Annotated in this window: 14 protein-coding genes; 5 read left to right on the forward strand and 9 right to left on the reverse strand. The window is 48.8% G+C overall.

The window, feature by feature from the left end:
- Positions 1-6: 6 nt before the first annotated feature.
- From N7U64_RS05905 to N7U64_RS05935, 7 genes are all read right to left on the reverse strand, one after another.
- Entirely contained in the window at positions 7-363 is a 357-nt protein-coding gene (locus tag N7U64_RS05905) for a flagellar protein FlaG (protein WP_026827545.1), read from the reverse strand.
- 137 nt (positions 364-500) lie between these two features.
- The gene (locus N7U64_RS05910) at positions 501-1,748 is read right to left on the reverse strand and encodes a flagellin (protein ID WP_026827544.1); all 1,248 of its coding nucleotides are present in this window, start codon (positions 1,746-1,748) and stop codon (positions 501-503) included.
- Between the two features lie 223 nt (positions 1,749-1,971).
- Positions 1,972-3,255, reverse strand: a complete 1,284-nt coding sequence (locus tag N7U64_RS05915) for a methyl-accepting chemotaxis protein (RefSeq protein ID WP_026827543.1) — start codon at positions 3,253-3,255, stop codon at positions 1,972-1,974.
- A 198-nt stretch (positions 3,256-3,453) separates the two neighbouring features.
- Positions 3,454-4,968: a peptide ABC transporter substrate-binding protein gene (locus N7U64_RS05920; RefSeq protein WP_318928852.1), complete on the reverse strand. Its 1,515-nt coding sequence runs from the start codon at positions 4,966-4,968 to the stop codon at positions 3,454-3,456.
- A 392-nt stretch (positions 4,969-5,360) separates the two neighbouring features.
- Positions 5,361-5,753, reverse strand: a complete 393-nt coding sequence (locus tag N7U64_RS05925) for a hypothetical protein (protein WP_318928853.1) — start codon at positions 5,751-5,753, stop codon at positions 5,361-5,363.
- Between the two features lie 352 nt (positions 5,754-6,105).
- Positions 6,106-6,936 (reverse strand): GNAT family N-acetyltransferase, encoded by an 831-nt coding sequence (locus N7U64_RS05930; RefSeq protein ID WP_318928854.1) that lies wholly within the window; start codon positions 6,934-6,936, stop codon positions 6,106-6,108.
- 77 nt (positions 6,937-7,013) lie between these two features.
- Positions 7,014-7,496 (reverse strand): hypothetical protein, encoded by a 483-nt coding sequence (locus N7U64_RS05935; RefSeq protein WP_318928855.1) that lies wholly within the window; start codon positions 7,494-7,496, stop codon positions 7,014-7,016.
- Between the two features lie 137 nt (positions 7,497-7,633).
- On the opposite strand from N7U64_RS05935, the gene N7U64_RS05940 reads away from it, so the two are divergent.
- A complete protein-coding gene (locus N7U64_RS05940) occupies positions 7,634-8,137 on the forward strand; it encodes a hypothetical protein (RefSeq protein ID WP_012371315.1) in 504 nt (167 codons plus the stop codon).
- Positions 8,138-8,190: 53 nt separating this feature from the next.
- On the opposite strand, the gene N7U64_RS05945 is transcribed toward N7U64_RS05940, so the two are convergent.
- Together N7U64_RS05945 and N7U64_RS05950 are read right to left on the reverse strand one after the other, a co-directional pair.
- Complete coding sequence (locus N7U64_RS05945) at positions 8,191-9,456, reverse strand: HAMP domain-containing sensor histidine kinase (RefSeq protein WP_318928856.1); 1,266 nt, start codon at positions 9,454-9,456, stop codon at positions 8,191-8,193.
- Positions 9,453-10,112: a response regulator transcription factor gene (locus N7U64_RS05950; protein ID WP_318928857.1), complete on the reverse strand. Its 660-nt coding sequence runs from the start codon at positions 10,110-10,112 to the stop codon at positions 9,453-9,455. The genes N7U64_RS05945 and N7U64_RS05950 overlap by 4 nt, the downstream gene beginning before the upstream one ends.
- Before the next feature lie 129 nt (positions 10,113-10,241).
- Here N7U64_RS05950 and N7U64_RS05955 point away from each other — a divergent pair, with 129 nt between their 5' ends.
- From N7U64_RS05955 to N7U64_RS05970, 4 genes are all read left to right on the forward strand, one after another.
- A complete protein-coding gene (locus N7U64_RS05955; protein WP_318928858.1) occupies positions 10,242-11,384 on the forward strand; it encodes a hypothetical protein in 1,143 nt (380 codons plus the stop codon).
- A gap of 490 nt (positions 11,385-11,874) precedes the next feature.
- Positions 11,875-14,700 (forward strand): EAL domain-containing protein, encoded by a 2,826-nt coding sequence (locus N7U64_RS05960; RefSeq protein WP_318928859.1) that lies wholly within the window; start codon positions 11,875-11,877, stop codon positions 14,698-14,700.
- A gap of 81 nt (positions 14,701-14,781) precedes the next feature.
- Complete coding sequence (locus tag N7U64_RS05965; protein WP_114595077.1) at positions 14,782-15,663, forward strand: YitT family protein; 882 nt, start codon at positions 14,782-14,784, stop codon at positions 15,661-15,663.
- A gap of 30 nt (positions 15,664-15,693) precedes the next feature.
- Complete coding sequence (locus tag N7U64_RS05970) at positions 15,694-16,596, forward strand: alpha/beta hydrolase (protein WP_318928860.1); 903 nt, start codon at positions 15,694-15,696, stop codon at positions 16,594-16,596.
- Positions 16,597-16,601: the final 5 nt, after the last annotated feature.

The raw sequence follows: 16,601 nt of genomic DNA on the forward strand, positions 1-16,601 counted from the left end.
TTTCCCTTAAATCCGTTTATCGATCAGTTGATTAAATTCCATGAAAGCGGCAAAAAAATCGAGTTCTTTTTTACTCGGAATTTCTTGGACGACATGGTTATTTGTATCGACGACTTGAATATAAAATTCATTGAGTTTTTCATGTTTGATAAACTTTAAGCCTGTTCGTTGTGATTCGAGCTGGACATTTGCCTTTTCAATGGCTGTTTCAAGCTTTGCGATATGTTGCGGTGTCGGTAGAATAACGACTCCATCCTGTGCCAAGTCCTCTTGATTCGCTTCGACGAAGACATTTCGTGTCGCTTCGTATGGTAAGACATTTTCAGGCAGGTGAAGCCGAATTTCCGTGTTGATGGAATTCATAGACAAACACTCCTTTTTCTTCTCTATGTAGTATATCGGCATCTTCCAGTAAGTTGTAATACCTGATTTAAAAATCAATAGAAAAAGGCCGTGGAACGAGTCCACGACCTTTAAGTAAATTGTATGACCAATTACGATTAACGGAGTAATTGGAGAACGCCTTGCGGCTGTTGGTTTGCTTGCGCAAGCATAGCTTGTGCTGCTTGTGCAAGAATCGAGTTCTTCGTTTGGTTCATCATTTCTTTTGCCATATCAACGTCACGAACGCGTGATTCAGCCGCTGTCAGGTTTTCAGAAGATGTTTTAAGGTTGTTGATTGTGTGCTCGAGGCGGTTTTGTGTTGCTCCGAGTTTAGAACGCTCTGCAGATACTTTTTGAATTGCAGTATCGAGAACTTTAACAGCAACGTTTGCTTGACCTTGGTTACCAACTTTTAAATCTTTAACACCTAAAGCAGAAGTACCCATATCTTTAAATGCTAATTGAATGTTTTGTCCAGTGTTAGAACCGATGTGGAAAGTTGCTTGTCCATCTGTGTTGATGTTAGCAGCAGCTGTTGTTTCTGTAAAACTTGAAAGTGCGTTTGTAGCAGCACTTCTCACGTTTCCAGATGCATCTTTAACAGTTACAGTAAGACCATTGATTGCTGCACCTGAACCACCTGCTGCTGCTGTGATAGAAAGATTTTTATTAGCATCCGCAGCGAGTGTTAGGTTAGTATCCCCAGCAGCACCGTTAGTTGTTCCTAATGCAGCTGTCGTAAGTGCTCCAGCAGTAAATGAGTTCGTAACAGTCGCTCCATCTTTTACATAAGAGACACTGATTACGTCAGTTGCTGTGATACCTAAGTTGTTTCCGTTTTTATCAGTTAAAGTTGTCAAAGCATCTGTTAAAAGACTTGCAGTAGCAGTTTTAACTTCTGTATTTTGGTTAATGTTTGCTACAGCAGCTGCTTGTCCTTTATCCATTGAACCGTTTAAAAGATTTTTTGTATTGAATTGAGTTGTATCGCGAATACGATCAACTTCTTTTCCTAATTGGTTAACTTCATCTTGGATGTTTGTACGATCTGCATCAGTATTTGTATCTGTAGCAGATTGGACAGAAAGTTCACGCATCCGTTGAAGGATATCATGCGTTTCATTAAGTGCACCCTCAGCAGTTTGAATCATTGAGATACCGTCTTGTGCGTTACGTGAAGCTTGATCAAGTCCACGAACTTGTCCGCGCATTTTTTCAGAGATTGCAAGACCAGCAGCATCGTCGCCCGCTTTGTTGATGCGAAGACCTGAAGCTAATTTTTCCATTGATTTGCTTTGAGCAGCAGAAGCGCTCGAAAGTTTGTTGTGTGTGTTAAGTGCTGTAATGTTGTGATTGATAATCATTGTAAGTTTCCCTCCATAGGAATAATTTTTTTGTCTCTTTGAAGATCCTTCTTCTCCGAGATGCGCCCCCTGGCCGGCCCAAGAGTAGCGCGGTGGTTGTAGTCGATGACTGCTTCCACTCTATATATCGTCGCCGTACCGAAATGTTTAACAGTTTCTCTCAAAAAAAATAAAAAACTTCAAACAAAAATCGCAGACGCTGTTTCCGTCTGCGATTTCTGATTCACAGACGCGTCGCGCCTGTCTCTTCCTGTAGTTGTTCCGCGACGGCGACGAGCTCTTCCATTGCACCGTTGACCTCACCAAGTGAAGCCGCTTGATGGCTTGATGCCTGCAAGACCTGTTCCGCGTGTTTCGATGCTTCTTCGACCATCGCAAGGATATTTGCCGTCGTCAATCCAACCTGATCGATTTCCTTGTCTGACTTAATGACAAGTTGATCAACCGACTGGACACGTGAATAAACACTCTCTGTCGACTGGTGAATCTCTTCAAACGACGAACCGGCTTGTTCGACGAGACCGACACCGGTTGCAACTTCTTTTTGGACGTCCGTCATCGCGTTCGCTGTATCATTGACGAGACGTTTGACACCGGAAATCAAATCGGTGATTTCTTTTGCTGACGTTGCGGTCTGTTCGGCAAGTTTTTTGACTTCCGCTGCGACGACAGCAAATCCACGTCCAGCATCACCGGCACGAGCCGCTTCAATCGAGGCATTCAGACTGAGTAAGTTCGTCTGGGCCGAGATGTCACTAATAACATCGGTAATCCTCGAAATTTCACCTGTCATACCGGTCAGTCGACTGTTCAATGTCGCTGATTGTTCCATCTTACTTGAAATCATATGCATCGCTTCGACAGAATCTGTCGCCAGCGTCTTCCCGTTCTCAGCTTCCGTCTGCATGACGGTCGCCGATTTCAACGCTTCATTCATTTCTTTTGCGACTTCATCCATCGTCCGTTTAACGGCACCGAGGGCATCCATCGACAGATAAGCTTGATCGACGTTTTCATTCATCTTCGTCGATAGCTCTGCCATCGCAGAGCGGATGCTTTCGCCTGATGCATTACCTTCTTGGACAGCAGCCGCGATTTCCTGCGCTGACGCCGTTAATTTATCACTTGAATTGCCCATCTGTGTTGCCTGTTTGCGGATATGTAAGACCATGACTTCGAGTTCATGCATCAACTGATCAACTTCGTCGCCGCGTTTTGCTTCTTCGAAATCGACGTTGAAATTACCGTTTGCGACTTCACGCGCTGTTTCCGTCGCCTTTTCAATCGCTTTAATCGGTTGACGGAGAATCAATTGGATCAATGCTGAACCAATGATGGATAAAACTAAGCCAATCCCGGCACCTAACCAAATCGACGGCCCGTCAGCGACATTAAGTCCTCGGTTTAAGAACAACGTCAACTGTGCTGAAATCCCACCAGTAATGACTGAAATCGCCAAGACCCAGACAAACAACCGCATCTTTAAATTTTTGCGTAATCTACTCATCTTCGAAACTCCCTTTCCTGTTTCAAATCTCATCACCCTACTTATCGGCAACTTCTGAGGACGCTTTAAGTGAATTGACCTGATTTTCCAGTTCTTTCTCATCTCATTTTCACCACAAATGAAACGCCATGTACAAAAATACCCAATCAACACTTCCTATAGAAAGAAAGTCGATTGGGTATCTGTAAGTTTAGAACGTTACTTGCGGTCAATCTCGACGTATTTATACGAGATATCTGTTCCGACATTATGACGGGCCAGGTTTTTGACTTCTGTGTTTTGGAGGAAGGCATTTTTTCGTTGGTAGACCGGTGAGATGGCTTGATCGTCAAGCAACATCGTTTCTGCTTCGCTTAACAGTTCCAGACGTTTATCTTGATCGAGTTCGTTTTCCGCCTGTTTCAAGAGACCGTCATACTTCTTGTTCGAGTAGTCCATCATGTTAAACGGATTTCCTGTCATGAACAAGTTCAAGTACGTTGTTGCATCTTGATAATCTGGAGCCCAGCTCGCGAGTGACAAGTCGTAATCCCCTCGTCCTTCACGCGCCAATCGTTCTTTTTTCGGCAGTGACAACAGTTTAACGTCGACGTTTTGTTGTTTCAGTGAACCTTGGATGTACTCACCGATTTTCTTCGAGACATCGTCGTCTTCAATGATCATCGTCAGCTCAAGGTTTTGACCAGCCAAGACTTGTTTCGCTTGTGCCGCGTCAAACGACGATTCGATTTGACGTGTCTTGTCGTATTTCGGATCAAGATCCTGCGGGACAATGTAATCAGCCGGCAATGAACCGTTTCCGAGTAAGGTTTCCGTCAGTGCTTTTTTATCGTAGGCCGCATCAATCGCCTGACGTGTCTTCTGATCTTTCAGTGCATCCGTTTTTTGATTCATCCGGATGAAGAACATTCGCGAATCGCTGAACGTGTTGTACTCTTTTTTGTTTTTGTACGTGACGACGTTTTCTGAGTTGAGTGGTGCAACGTCGAGTTCGCCTGTTTCAAACAAGTTGATCGCGAGCATCGGATCCTTGATGATTTTGACATCAACTTCGTCGATCTTGACGTTTTTCCGGTCGGCATAATCGGCGTTTTTCGCAAGCGTATAACCTTGCTCGGCCTGATATTTTTTGAACATGAACGGTCCATTGTAGACGTTTGTTTTCGGATCCGTTCCGAACTTGTCGCCTTGCGCTTTGACGATGTCTTCCCGGACCGGCATGTATGTGCCAAACGTCGTCATGCTGAGGAAGTAAGGTGTCGGGCGTTTCAGTTCAATCTGTAACGTCTGATCGTCAATGACTTTTGTTTCTTTAACCGGCTCGAGCAGATACGCGAATGGTGAATTCGTGTCGATGACACGCTCGTAGGCATAACGGAAATTTTCCGCTGTGACCGGCTTGCCATCTGACCATTTGGCATTCGGGTCGAGCTTAAACGTATAGACTTTTCCGTCTTCCGACACGCTGTGTGACTTCGCTGCTGCCGGGACCAGTTCATTGTTTGCATCAAACCGGTACAATCCTTCGTAAATCTGGTTGAAGATATTCGATGTGATAGCATCTGCCGGGTCGATCGACAGGAGATCATAACTTTCCATCGTGTGTAAAACTTTCTTTTCGTTTTTATTTGGTGCTGCTGTTTCCGTATCCGTTGTGGAGCATCCTGCAAGCAGGAACGCCGTACTTGCCGCCGCGATCAATGTCTTTTTCATCAAAAATTCCTCCTAAAGATAATGTGCGTTGGATGATTCGGCGTTCCTTGACGTAAAACAAAAGACGCCCTCTATGCATAGCAAAAGCTAATGCATAGAGGACGCCTGTATCCGCGCGGTGCCACCTCTAGTTGAGATTAAAAATCTCCTCTTGTCGCTGGTCCAACAACCAGCTAGCCCGGTAACGGGGGCAACCGTCCTGTCTACTGAATCGTTCAACAGGCTCTCAGCGGTCCATTCCCTGATCAGCTTACCGCGTCAGGCTCTCACCTTTCCTGACTCGCTTTGTCGGCAGTGTTGACGGTACTTACTCCGCGTCGTTGATTTGTTTGATATGGCTTAACTTGTTGTTTACTTTACACGGCTTGTTTTGTCCTGTCAACGAAAAAAACTTAGAACGGATGGTCCTCTTTGCGTTCCTGTTCTTTTCGGACCGGACGCGGACGGATCGGTTCGACGCGTTCCACATGTGTCCGCGTGAGAATCCGGCTTCCGAATGCCGCATCCAGTAAGATCGTGATTGCGGCTGCCATATGCAACAGCATCCCGACGAACGGAATGACGCCGACCGTCGATGCGACGATTCCGACGATGTTCCCTTTTGAGACCCGACCGGCACGCGCCGTCAAAACGACGACGACGATATGAAACGCGAGCATCAACCAAAGTGCATTGTAACCTGTTCCAAAAACAATCAATCCACCTAAAATCGGAATTCCAAGCACTGCCTCTAAACCGCCCGATACCCACTTCAACGTCCGCAATGATTCTTTCTGACATGCCATAACGTCGCCTCCTCTTTTTTTCCATATGTGTAGTATACGATAAAATGGAGAGAAGGTTTCAGATTTCTTTTAGATTGTGAACTTGTTTTTTATGTTATCGTTTCACCGTATCTCAACAAATTTTTCATGGAAAAGTTTCCGGCGTCCGGGCGCGACTCCTGCGGGAAAAGGAAGGGCTTATCGCTTCCGTCAGGAACAGGCCGAAGAGGACGATCGCGGCTTGCGTTCCGCCCGAGGAAAGCGCGCCAACGGACAGTCGAAAACGATATCGTATCGCTTTAAAAAGTAGACAGATCTGTGGTCTTTGAATTCCACAAAAAAAGCCCACTCGCGTGGACTTTCTGCAAAACAATTATAAGCCGAGCACGTGGAACTGATAACCGCGTCCGACGACGAACCCGGCATCTTTATAGAGATCAAGTGCCCGTGCGTTGTCTGTCTCGACGTCGAGTTCGAGTTGCGTCCGACCGGTCCGGAACATCGCTTGGACCATCAGCTTCAGCATCTTCTTACCGTATCCGTTGCCCTGTGCTTCCGGACGAACGGCAAAGGCGTGAATGCTCGCCTGCGTGTCAGACGCGAGATACGCCCGAATGACACCGACCGGTTTGCCGTTTGCGACACCGATATACGTGACACGATCGTCTGACTCGATCGCCTGATAGATCGATTCTGCTTCATCCGCCGTGTTGCCAAATGATGAACCAAGTGTCTCAACGATGAACGGACGATCGTCCGCTGTTGCTTCCCGCAGTTCGAAATCCGGGTCCGCTTTTAAGAACAATTGCGCTTTTTTCAGGACCATGTTGTATTCCGTCATCCGGTACTCGGCACCGAGCCGACCAAGAACCGCTTGACCCGATTCACTGGCATCATCGATGACGAACGTAAACGCTTCGACACCTTGCGGACGGGCTGCCTCTTTCGCCGCTTCGACGAGTTGCGTGAAGACACCCTGTTTCCGGTAATCCGGATCGACGAAGACATTGATTTCCCATTCGGTCGGCAAATAGGCAAAGGCCTGCAGGTATCCTACCAGTTTCGTGTCTTCGTAGACCGCGAAATCGTTTTGTCCGACCCAATCCGCCGCGACTTTCAGTTCAATCCCGTCGTGATCGTTGACACACTTCTCCAGTTGCAATACTTCTGTTGTTTGTTTGACTTCTGTTACTGTCCATTCCATTTCACTTCACCTCAACCTTTACTATATCGGACCATCAAAAGAAGCACTAGCAAAAGCTGGTGCTCCTTGCAGTTTCCTCATTTTAATTTGAATGTCTTCATCATCGCCGGAACGTCACGTGTGATTAAATCGGCAATCTTTTGTTTTCCTTCTGCCCCTTTGACCGCTTCGGTCGGTTGGACATAGTAGTATGTTTTATTGCCTTTTGTCCCGAGATAGGTACCGAATCCGACTTGTTTCTCAAATTGTTTTTTCGTTAATTTTTTCGGTTCAAAGTTCAAGTTCACGAGCATTTGATCTTTGCCGTTTACTTTATAGTAGAGCGAAAACGTTCCGCTGCGTGTCACGGTACCGTATTTCGTCTTGACCGTTTTGTTTTTGACGACATCGACTTTGTCCTGCTTGATCGCTGTCTGTAAGGCGGTCGTCGCCTTGACGGAGTAGCCGAAGTCCTTGTTTTGAATCGTGCCTGTTTTGTACGTCACGTTACTTGCACCGAAAGCCGTCACTGGAATTAGACATGCTCCGATTAATACCCCTGTCATTGCCACTCGTTTCATGCTAACTCCCCCTTAACTCTTCGATAGTAAATGAATTCCCTTTTGTGAAATAGGTAAACTCTATTCTTGAAAAAGATTTGACGGAATTGTCTAAATTTCTTACGATAGAACTAACGAAACGAAATGGGGTTAAACTGATGGCTGAACAAGAACTATTAACGCAAGAACAGCTCGATAATCTGCTGAAGAATTCGTTTGCGATGCAGGTACCAATCCTCGAGAAGTTCATGAAAGATACACATGACCGCTACGCACTCGCAACGACATCGTTCAAACGTGATATGGATACGATGAAAGAATCCGAGTGGCACCAGTTCTTCGCCGGTAAATTGTTACCGCACTTCTTCCTCGAGCACCTCGGCTTCGGGGCATCGTTCCGCTTTAACGGACACGACAAGGAAGTGGATCTTCCGGAAAACGTCGTTCCTGTCCGCAATGACGCTGATGATCAAATCGCTAAAGTCGTCCTGGGTGTCGAAAAAGCGATGAAAGACATGCATATCAAAAACCACAATTTGGTCGCGAAATTCTACCAGGAGACACTCGAACTCGCTTGCCAGATGGGCAGCCGCGTCGGGATGAGCGATGAGTTCTATACGCTCGTTAAGCCAAGTCTCGTTCAAGCTAACGATTCCGAATAACTGATAAGTCCCGCTCTTCACTCCGGTGAAAGACGGGACTTTTTTTGCACAGATTATTTGAATTGAATATAAAAACAGGCACCGCCAAGTGAACTGTCCCGGACACCGTACGCTAAACCGTGACTGTCGAGAATCAACCGGCTGATCGCAAGGCCGAGACCATGACCGGAGCCGCCGGTCTGTTTGACATACAAATCCCAGATCGTTGACCGGTCGTTTTCCGCGACACCATTCCCGGCATCTTCGACCGTCAACTCAGTGGCCGTCAGCCGGACCAACACGTCGCTTCCGACCGGTGCCGCGACTTGAGCGTTCACCAGGAAGTTGACGAGAACCCGTTCAAACATCCGCCGATCCAGCGAAAGCCGAACTGGTACTGTCTCGACCGTCAAACGGAGACCGTCTTTTTGGAACGTCGATTGTAACCGTTCCGCTGTTTCCTCAACTAATTGATCGAGTGCCACTTCTGTCCGGTCCAATGGCATCATCCCGCCGGCCAGTTTCGAATAAACTAACGTCTCGTCAATCAACAGACCGAGCCGATCTGTTTCTTCGATGATACTGCTCGTGACGTCCGGCAGTTCGTCGACCGGAATGACACCGGCCGCCAGAGCTTCCGTTTCATTGCGGATGATGGCGAGCGGCGTCCGCAAATCGTGGGTGATTCCGGCAATAAACGATTTCTGCAAGGTTTCTTTTTGGATCAGCTGTTCCTGCATCTCGTCGACGGCATGAATCAAATCACCGACTTCGTCGTTAGGCCGGACCGGCAACGCGACGTCCTTTCGACCGTCCCCAATCTGTTTCGCGACGGTCCGTAACTCCATGATCGGCCGGATGAATTGCCGGCCCATGTAATAAGCGAGTCCGGTTGCGAGCAGTAAGGCGGCAAGTAACGCCACACCAATCGCCAGATAGACGCCGTCGAGGGCACTGCTGGCCAGCGGGGCTTCACGGATTGTCGTGATGACCGTATCTCCGCTCGTCAACTGATACGTCAATAGCCGGTTCCCCTGGACTTCGATACTGTCTTGTTGCTGCAGGTCATTCAAAATCGGCAGTTCAACGACTTGCCGGCCCCGTCCCCCGATTTGTTCCGTCACGCCGTCACGCGTGATAAACCCTTGGATTTCCCGAGGGACCGGACGCCCTTCCGCCAGTGCCTCCTTGATGATGTTCGCTTCCCGTGTCAGTTGGCTGTAACGCTCTCCTTCCGCAAACCGGTTGACGAGGAATGCCGTCAGACTAAAGCTGAGTACGCCCATAATCAATAACGGCGCAAGGACGGCAAGTAAAAACTTACGCATCAGCTTGCTCATTCGATTGCCTCCAACCGATAGCCGACCCGATGGACTGTCTTCAATTGCTGTTTAATCGTCGGCAGTTTATCACGCAATTGTTTGACGTGTGTATCGACTGTCCGCGTGTCGCCGCCGAACGTATAACCCCAGACTTCATCGAGAATCTGATCGCGCGTCAGTGCTTCGCCTATGTGCTCAAAGAAGTAGACCAACAGTTCGAATTCCATTTTCGCGAGACTGACCGTGTCCGGTCCATTTTGGACACGGCGCGCCTTCTCATCGATCGTCACGTCACCTAACTTCAGTCCTACCGGCGAGCGTTGCTTCAACGCGCGCTCGAGCCGGATGATCAGTTCTTTCAGGACTACGGGTTTGACGAGATAGTCATCCGCTCCCAGTTCGAGTCCAAACACCCGGTCGTCCGCTTCCCCGCGCGACGTCAGCATGAAGACGACCGGAGCCGGGACCGTCGCTTTGATTCCCGGGACGAGCGACCAACCGTCCCCGTCCGGCAGTCGGACGTCGACAAGGGCAGCGTCAAACGATGTATGCGCAAGTTTTGTTTTCGCCTCTATCAGTGACGCCGCAAGCGTGACCGTATAGCCGTGATGACGCAGGAACCGTTCCGTCACCTGTGCCAGCTTCAGTTCATCTTCAATCACTAAAATGTTCATCTGCATCCCTCCACTTGTAGTGTACCGCCTTTTTTAACCGGTTGACGTTTCTTTGCGATTTCCTTGCAACTTCCTCACAACTTCTGTTCGGATGCCCGCTAACATAAAGGGTGAAAGGAGTGATCACCCATGCAATTCAAAAAACAATGGATCACCGCACTGACAATCAGCGCCTTAACCGTAGGAGGAGCTTCTGCTTGTGCTGCAACCAATGACGACAGCTCAACAGAAACGAAATCGGAACGTCCACATTTTGAAGGGATGAAGCGACTCGACTTTACATTACTGCTCAAAAAATTAAACCTGACAGAAAAACAGGTCGATGCCGCCCGTAAAAAAGGTTTATCGATCGCCGACCTGGCCAAACAAAAAGGAATTTCGTTCAGTGACTATAAAAAGGCGGAACTCGCCGCCGCAAAAGAACAGCTCGCTTCCCTCGTCAAATCAGGTGATTTAACGAAGTCGCAGGCAGCAGATATGTTAAAACATCATACAGCACGCTTTAGCGGCGTTTCGAGTTATGCCGATTTAAAAGAACAGATGCCAAAAGGACAGCATGGTGACAAAGGGGGCTTCTTCAACGAATCATTGATCGCCGATGTCTTGAAAGCACTTGGTCTCAGCCAAGATAAATTTGACGCCGCCAATCAATCGCTCGCCGCTTATGCGAAAGCCCAGTCGATCAAGTTCGCGGATTACAAAAAAGCGTTGCTTGCGGCGCAGACGACACAGCTCGATCAATTCGTCAAAGACGGGAAGATGACGAAAAAACAAGCGACCGAGATCAAAGCCCGTCTGACGGAAGAGTTTTCCGATGCCAACAGCTATGATGACTTACCGGACCGCGGTCAACATGGACCAGGCGAACACGGTGGACCGGGTCATGATGTCTTCGGTGATACGACATCTGCTATCCTGAAGCGATTGAATCTCGATGCAACGAAGTTCAAAACGGCGAACCAACCATTACCGGAATTCGCGGAAGCGAACAACATCTCCTTCGCTGATTTCGAGAAGGCTGTCCTTGCCGAACAAACGAAAGCGATCGATGCGAAAGTTAAAAGCGGTGCCATCACGAAAAAACAAGCGGCCGCTATCAAAGAACGGATGCAGGAACGGGCGGATGAAGTCTCAAGTTACGATGACTTACAACAAGGACCGCGCGGTGGACACGGACCGGGACGTCATAACGGTCCCGATATGAACGGTTCCGACCGTCCAGATCAAGCTGATCCAAATGCCAGTGACACTTCGGTTGACCTTGCCATCTGATGTGTAAATCACGGACAAACTTCGACATATGCCATTCAACAGGTATCGGCGGGGTTTGTCTTTTTGTCTTTTTGTCTTTTTGTCTTTTTGTCTTTTTGTCTTTTTGTCTTTTTGTCTTTTTGTCTTTTTGTCTTTTTGTCTTTTTGTCTTTTACGTTCTTACGTTCTCATTCTGAATGAATGATTTGTCGGAGTCTGCTTTCGAAGCTCGACTTCTACGGGAAAAGGAAGCTCTGCTTCCGACAGGAACAAGGAAGACCCGGTCGACGGTCACGACGACCGCGGCTTCCGTTCCGCCCGAGAAAAGCGAGCGAAAGAAAACAGACTTCCCGTCTCACCCCCTTCTTTTCCATTCCACTTCCTCCCATTCTCCAAAAAATGATTCGCTTTTTTTGAAAAAAAAGTCTATTCTTCGAACTTTGATTGCAATTGATCTTCGTTTACTCCGATACTAAGAGTGAGAGAAAAAATTCGAGTGAGGAGATTTGTCTATGACTTTTTTCGACGCGATGCAACGACTGAGTCGTTCATCTACATCCCCTCTGCTGATTGGCGGGTTAGAGCTGTCACGCCCAGAACGTGTGGAACCTTTTTTTCAGCAAAGTACAGATGCTGTCTTTTTCTTTAATCACCTTGGTGAAATCATCTATTTCAACGAACAGCTTCCACGGATGCTCGGCTATTCGAAAGAAACTTTATATAATCATTTCGCCGTCTTCAATCCACCGGAGCAGCATGCGTCCGTGACGGCATTTTTCGAGCGGGCTCTGGCCGGTGAGACGGTCCACTATACGGCACAAGGTCTGCATGCCGATCAACACCGGCTGACGCTCAAAATCACGAACATGCCGATTGAACAGGATGGTCATGTCGTCGGGGTGTACGGGATCGCACGTGACATCACACGCGAAAAACAGTTGGAGGATGATGTCGTCCATATCCGGTCGCAACTGGAACTGACAGAACAGATTCCGGAACTGGTCGTCTTTCACTACGATTCAACGAGCCGGACGATCGAGTATTCACCTTCGTTAATCAAGTACTTAGGCATCGAGTCCAATCCGGTGCAACCCTTTACGAATGAACAGTTACATCAACGTATCCATCCGCGTGATTTTGATCCGCTCCGCTTTCAGATGATCCGCCTGCTTGATGGAGAAATCGATACGTTCGAACAGGAAGTATCCGTCCTGAATGCCGACTACGAATATCAACTGTTACGCCTGAAGGCATTACGACGCGACGGTCCGACCGGATTGATTTCTCTGATTCTTTATGATTTGTCAGAAGTCAGCGAAGCGCGCCGTGAACTGGCACGCGAACGGGAACAGACGCGTGAAATCTATGAAGCACTCGAAGCCGCTATTTCACAAATCGACTTATCAACCGGACGCCTGTTGTTTCATTCCAAAGGATTTTTCCAGATTTTCGAAGAGTTGCCGCACGATCTGATCCTCAGTCAGGACTGGCTGTTCGAGCGACTCGATCCGCGTGACGTACCGGCGATGAAACGATTCATCCGCCGGCTGACGTCCGGAAAGCCGAGTACGATCCAGTATCGTCTGCTGTTCCCGGATGGGCGTATGAAATGGATTGAGGACCAACAAATTCCAGTCTTCCAGCTGGACGGTTCGATTGCCTACACGAACAGCATCATGCACGACATTACGCTTCAAAAAGAGTACGAGGAACGCTTGCAACAGCTGGCGATGTATGACTCGGTCACCGGTCTGCCGAACCGTCTTTCGTTGACGGAGACAATCCGTGACTGGATGCAGGCGAACACGGCATTTTCGATTCTGTCGATTTCGTTTAACCGGATTTCGGATATCAACAATGCGTTTGGTCATGCTTCCGGTGACCAGTGGATTCAGGCGACAAGTGCACTCCTCAACACCTCAAAACCGGAGGGTGTCTTTTTCGGACACCTCGGAGGCGACGAATATGCAATCCTCGTTCCGTCGAGCCTCAAGGACGATGTCACGTCGTATGCGGAAACGTTATTGTCTTTATCCGTCGAACCGATTTTAATTGATCCGTACGCCTTATTCACCCGCGTTTCGATCGGCATCAGCCGTTTTCCGGACGACAGCAGCGATCCGGTCGAATTGATGAAACATTCGTATACGGCGCTCCGGCGGTCACGACGTGAAAATCAGAGTACCGTCCATCATTATGCGTCCAATCTCGATATCGATTATTACCGCCGTTACCGGCTCGAACAGGATTTACACTATGCGATTGAACGGAAGCAACTGTTTCTTGAGTACCAACCGAAAGTCGACAGCTGGACGGGGAAAATCATCGGTCTCGAAGCGTTAATCCGCTGGCAACACCCGGAATGGGGACGGATTCCGCCCAATGATTTCATCCCGCTCGCCGAGGAAAGTGCCCTGCATATCGCAATCGGCGACTGGGTCGTCGAGACAGCGTGCCAGGCGATGCTTGACTGGTCCAGTGCCGGTGCCGATCTTGTCCCGGTATCTGTCAACGTCTCGCCGAAACGGTTTTTGATTCCCGGGTTCGAACACCAGATTGAACAGATACTGGCTGCGTATCAATTGCCGGCCGGGCTGCTGGAACTGGAAATCACCGAAGCGGCATTGATCATGGATGATCCGAACATCAGCCGGACGCTGGAACATGTCAGCCGGCTCGGCGTCCGGATTGCGCTCGATGATTTCGGAAAAGGCTATTCATCAATGGTCTACCTGCAACGGTACCCGATTGATGTCGTCAAGATCGATCGCCAGTTTGCGGTCCATATCGCCGAGGATAAGAAAGCCCAAGCCATCGTTAAAAGTATTCTCTACATGGCGAAGGAGTTTAATCTTGCCGTCATCGCGGAAGGGATTGAAACGATTCAACAGCTCGAGACGTTCCGGTCGCTTGAATGTCCGAACATCCAAGGGTATTTATTCAGCCGACCGGTGTCCGCGGCCGTCATGGAAAGTTTTCTGATCCGGGAAGTCTTGTATCCGATCGAAGCCTGTTCGCTTGCCTCGGATAATGTCCCGAGCTTTACGGTCCAAGGCAAAATTAAGATGCTACAACATCAAAATCAGACATTCGACTTTAGTTTTTCCGAGATTCAAGCCCACCGGACGAGTACACGTCACCTCTACTTTACGACCGATACTCCCTTACCTCTGCAAACCGCGACGTTTGAAGTCCGGTTGTCGGAAGGTCTGCAGCTGGTCTCCTGCACCCTGACTGTCACTGCTTTTGAGGACGGACAATATGCCGGACGCTATACGACGACGCAGGAAGCGGAACTGGTCTTACGGTTTTTCCAGACATTACGCTACAACGGGTGAAATAAGCACTAAGGTCGTTCTCGCGTGCCTTAGTGCTTTTTTGTTATAGTAATGAAAAGTGTATGTAAAAGGAGGGGTTCGATGCCCGCAGCTGAACAGGCCAAACGACACCGCCGTTCAACGAAATGGCAACTGGTCCGTCGTTTGTTGTTGCTTACGATCGGTGCCGTGATTTTCGCTATCGGACTCAAAGGATTCCTTGTTCCGAACAGTATCATCGATGGAGGGATTGTCGGCATTTCCATCATCGGATCGAAACTGACCGATTCGACACTCGCATTGTGGTTATTCTTTCTCAACATCCCGTTCATCTTCTTCGGTTATAAACAAATTGGGAAAACGTTTGCCTTATCAACGCTTTATGCCATTTCCGTCATGGCAATTGCGACGAAGTTACTGGAAGACATCGGTCCGATGACACGGGTCGATCTCCTCGCAACCGTCTTCGGCGGGTTGATTCTCGGAATCGGGGTCGGGATCGTCATCCGGGCGAGTGGTTCACTCGACGGGACCGAAATTTTAGCAGTCTCGTTCAGCCGCTCGACCCCGTTTTCCGTCGGCGAAATCGTCATGTTCTTCAACGTCTTTATTTTAGGGGCTGCCGGTTTCGTCTTCGGTTGGGACCGGGCCATGTATTCCTTGATTACTTACTTCATCGCCTTCAAGACGATTGATGTCGTCATCGACGGGCTCGATCAGTCGAAGAGTGTCTGGATCATTTCGGAAAACCATGAAGAGATCGGTCTTGCCATCATGGACCGGCTCGGCCGGACGATGACGTACCTGAACGGGGAAGGCGCTTTTTCCGGCGATGACAAAAAAATCATCTTTTGTGTCATCAGTCGGTTGGAGGAAACAAAGCTGAAGGAAATCGTCCGCGATTTTGACGAAGAAGCCTTTATCGCGATCGGCAACATCCATGATGTCCATGGCGGTCGTTTCAAGAAAAAAGATATTCATTAACGTATCCTACTGCAGAGAGGAAGAATCGCCGTGTCGTTTTTGAAAAAACATCGCAAGAAACTGATTGCCGGACTGATTGTCCTCATCGTCTTAGTGTTGATTGCCATCGTCGGTATTTCTGCTTATGTCGGTTCTTCCTTAACGGAGCCGCCCCGGGAACCGTTGACGACCAATCCGAAAAAGGCGGAGGATCTGGCGTACGAAAATGTCTCGTTCCGCTCTTATAAAGACCGGACCCGTTTATCCGGCTGGTGGATTCCGAGTGAAGACGCCAAGTTGACAATCGTCTTTGCCCACGGGTACGGAAAAAACCGGGAACAAAACGATGTCCCGGTGTTGCCGCTGTTCAAAAAGTTCCATCAAGCCGGCTATAACGTCCTGACGTTTGATTTCCGCGGCTCCGGTCAGTCGGAAGGAAAACGCGTCACGGTCGGTGCGAAGGAACAGGATGATTTATTGACCGCCGTCCGCTACGCGAAATCCCGGGCCTCGGAACCGGTCGTCCTCTACGGCATCTCGATGGGCGCGGCAACGTCTCTCGTCACGGCACCGAAAGCCGAAGTCGCAGGTGTCATCGCGGACAGTCCGTTCAGTGATCTCAAGAACTATCTTGCGACGAATCTGCCGGTCTGGAGCGGTCTGCCGAACTTCCCGTTCACGCCGGTCATTCTCCAGGTGACACCGCCTTTGACGGGACTGAACCCGGAACGTGTCCAACCGCTCGAAGCCATCCGCCGGATTGATTATCCGATCTTGATGATTCACGGCAAGGACGATGATGCGATTCCGGTCACGGAAAGTATGCGGCTGCAAAAAGCGGCACCGCGGTCTGAATTGTATGTGACGGAAAACGGCGGACACGTCCAGTCGTACAAACATGACCGGAAAGCCTATGAAGAAAAAATCCTATCGTATCTCGAAGATATTCGCTAAAAAAA

Source organism: Exiguobacterium sp. K1 (assembly GCF_033721435.1).
Classification (GTDB): domain Bacteria; phylum Bacillota; class Bacilli; order Exiguobacteriales; family Exiguobacteriaceae; genus Exiguobacterium_A; species Exiguobacterium_A artemiae.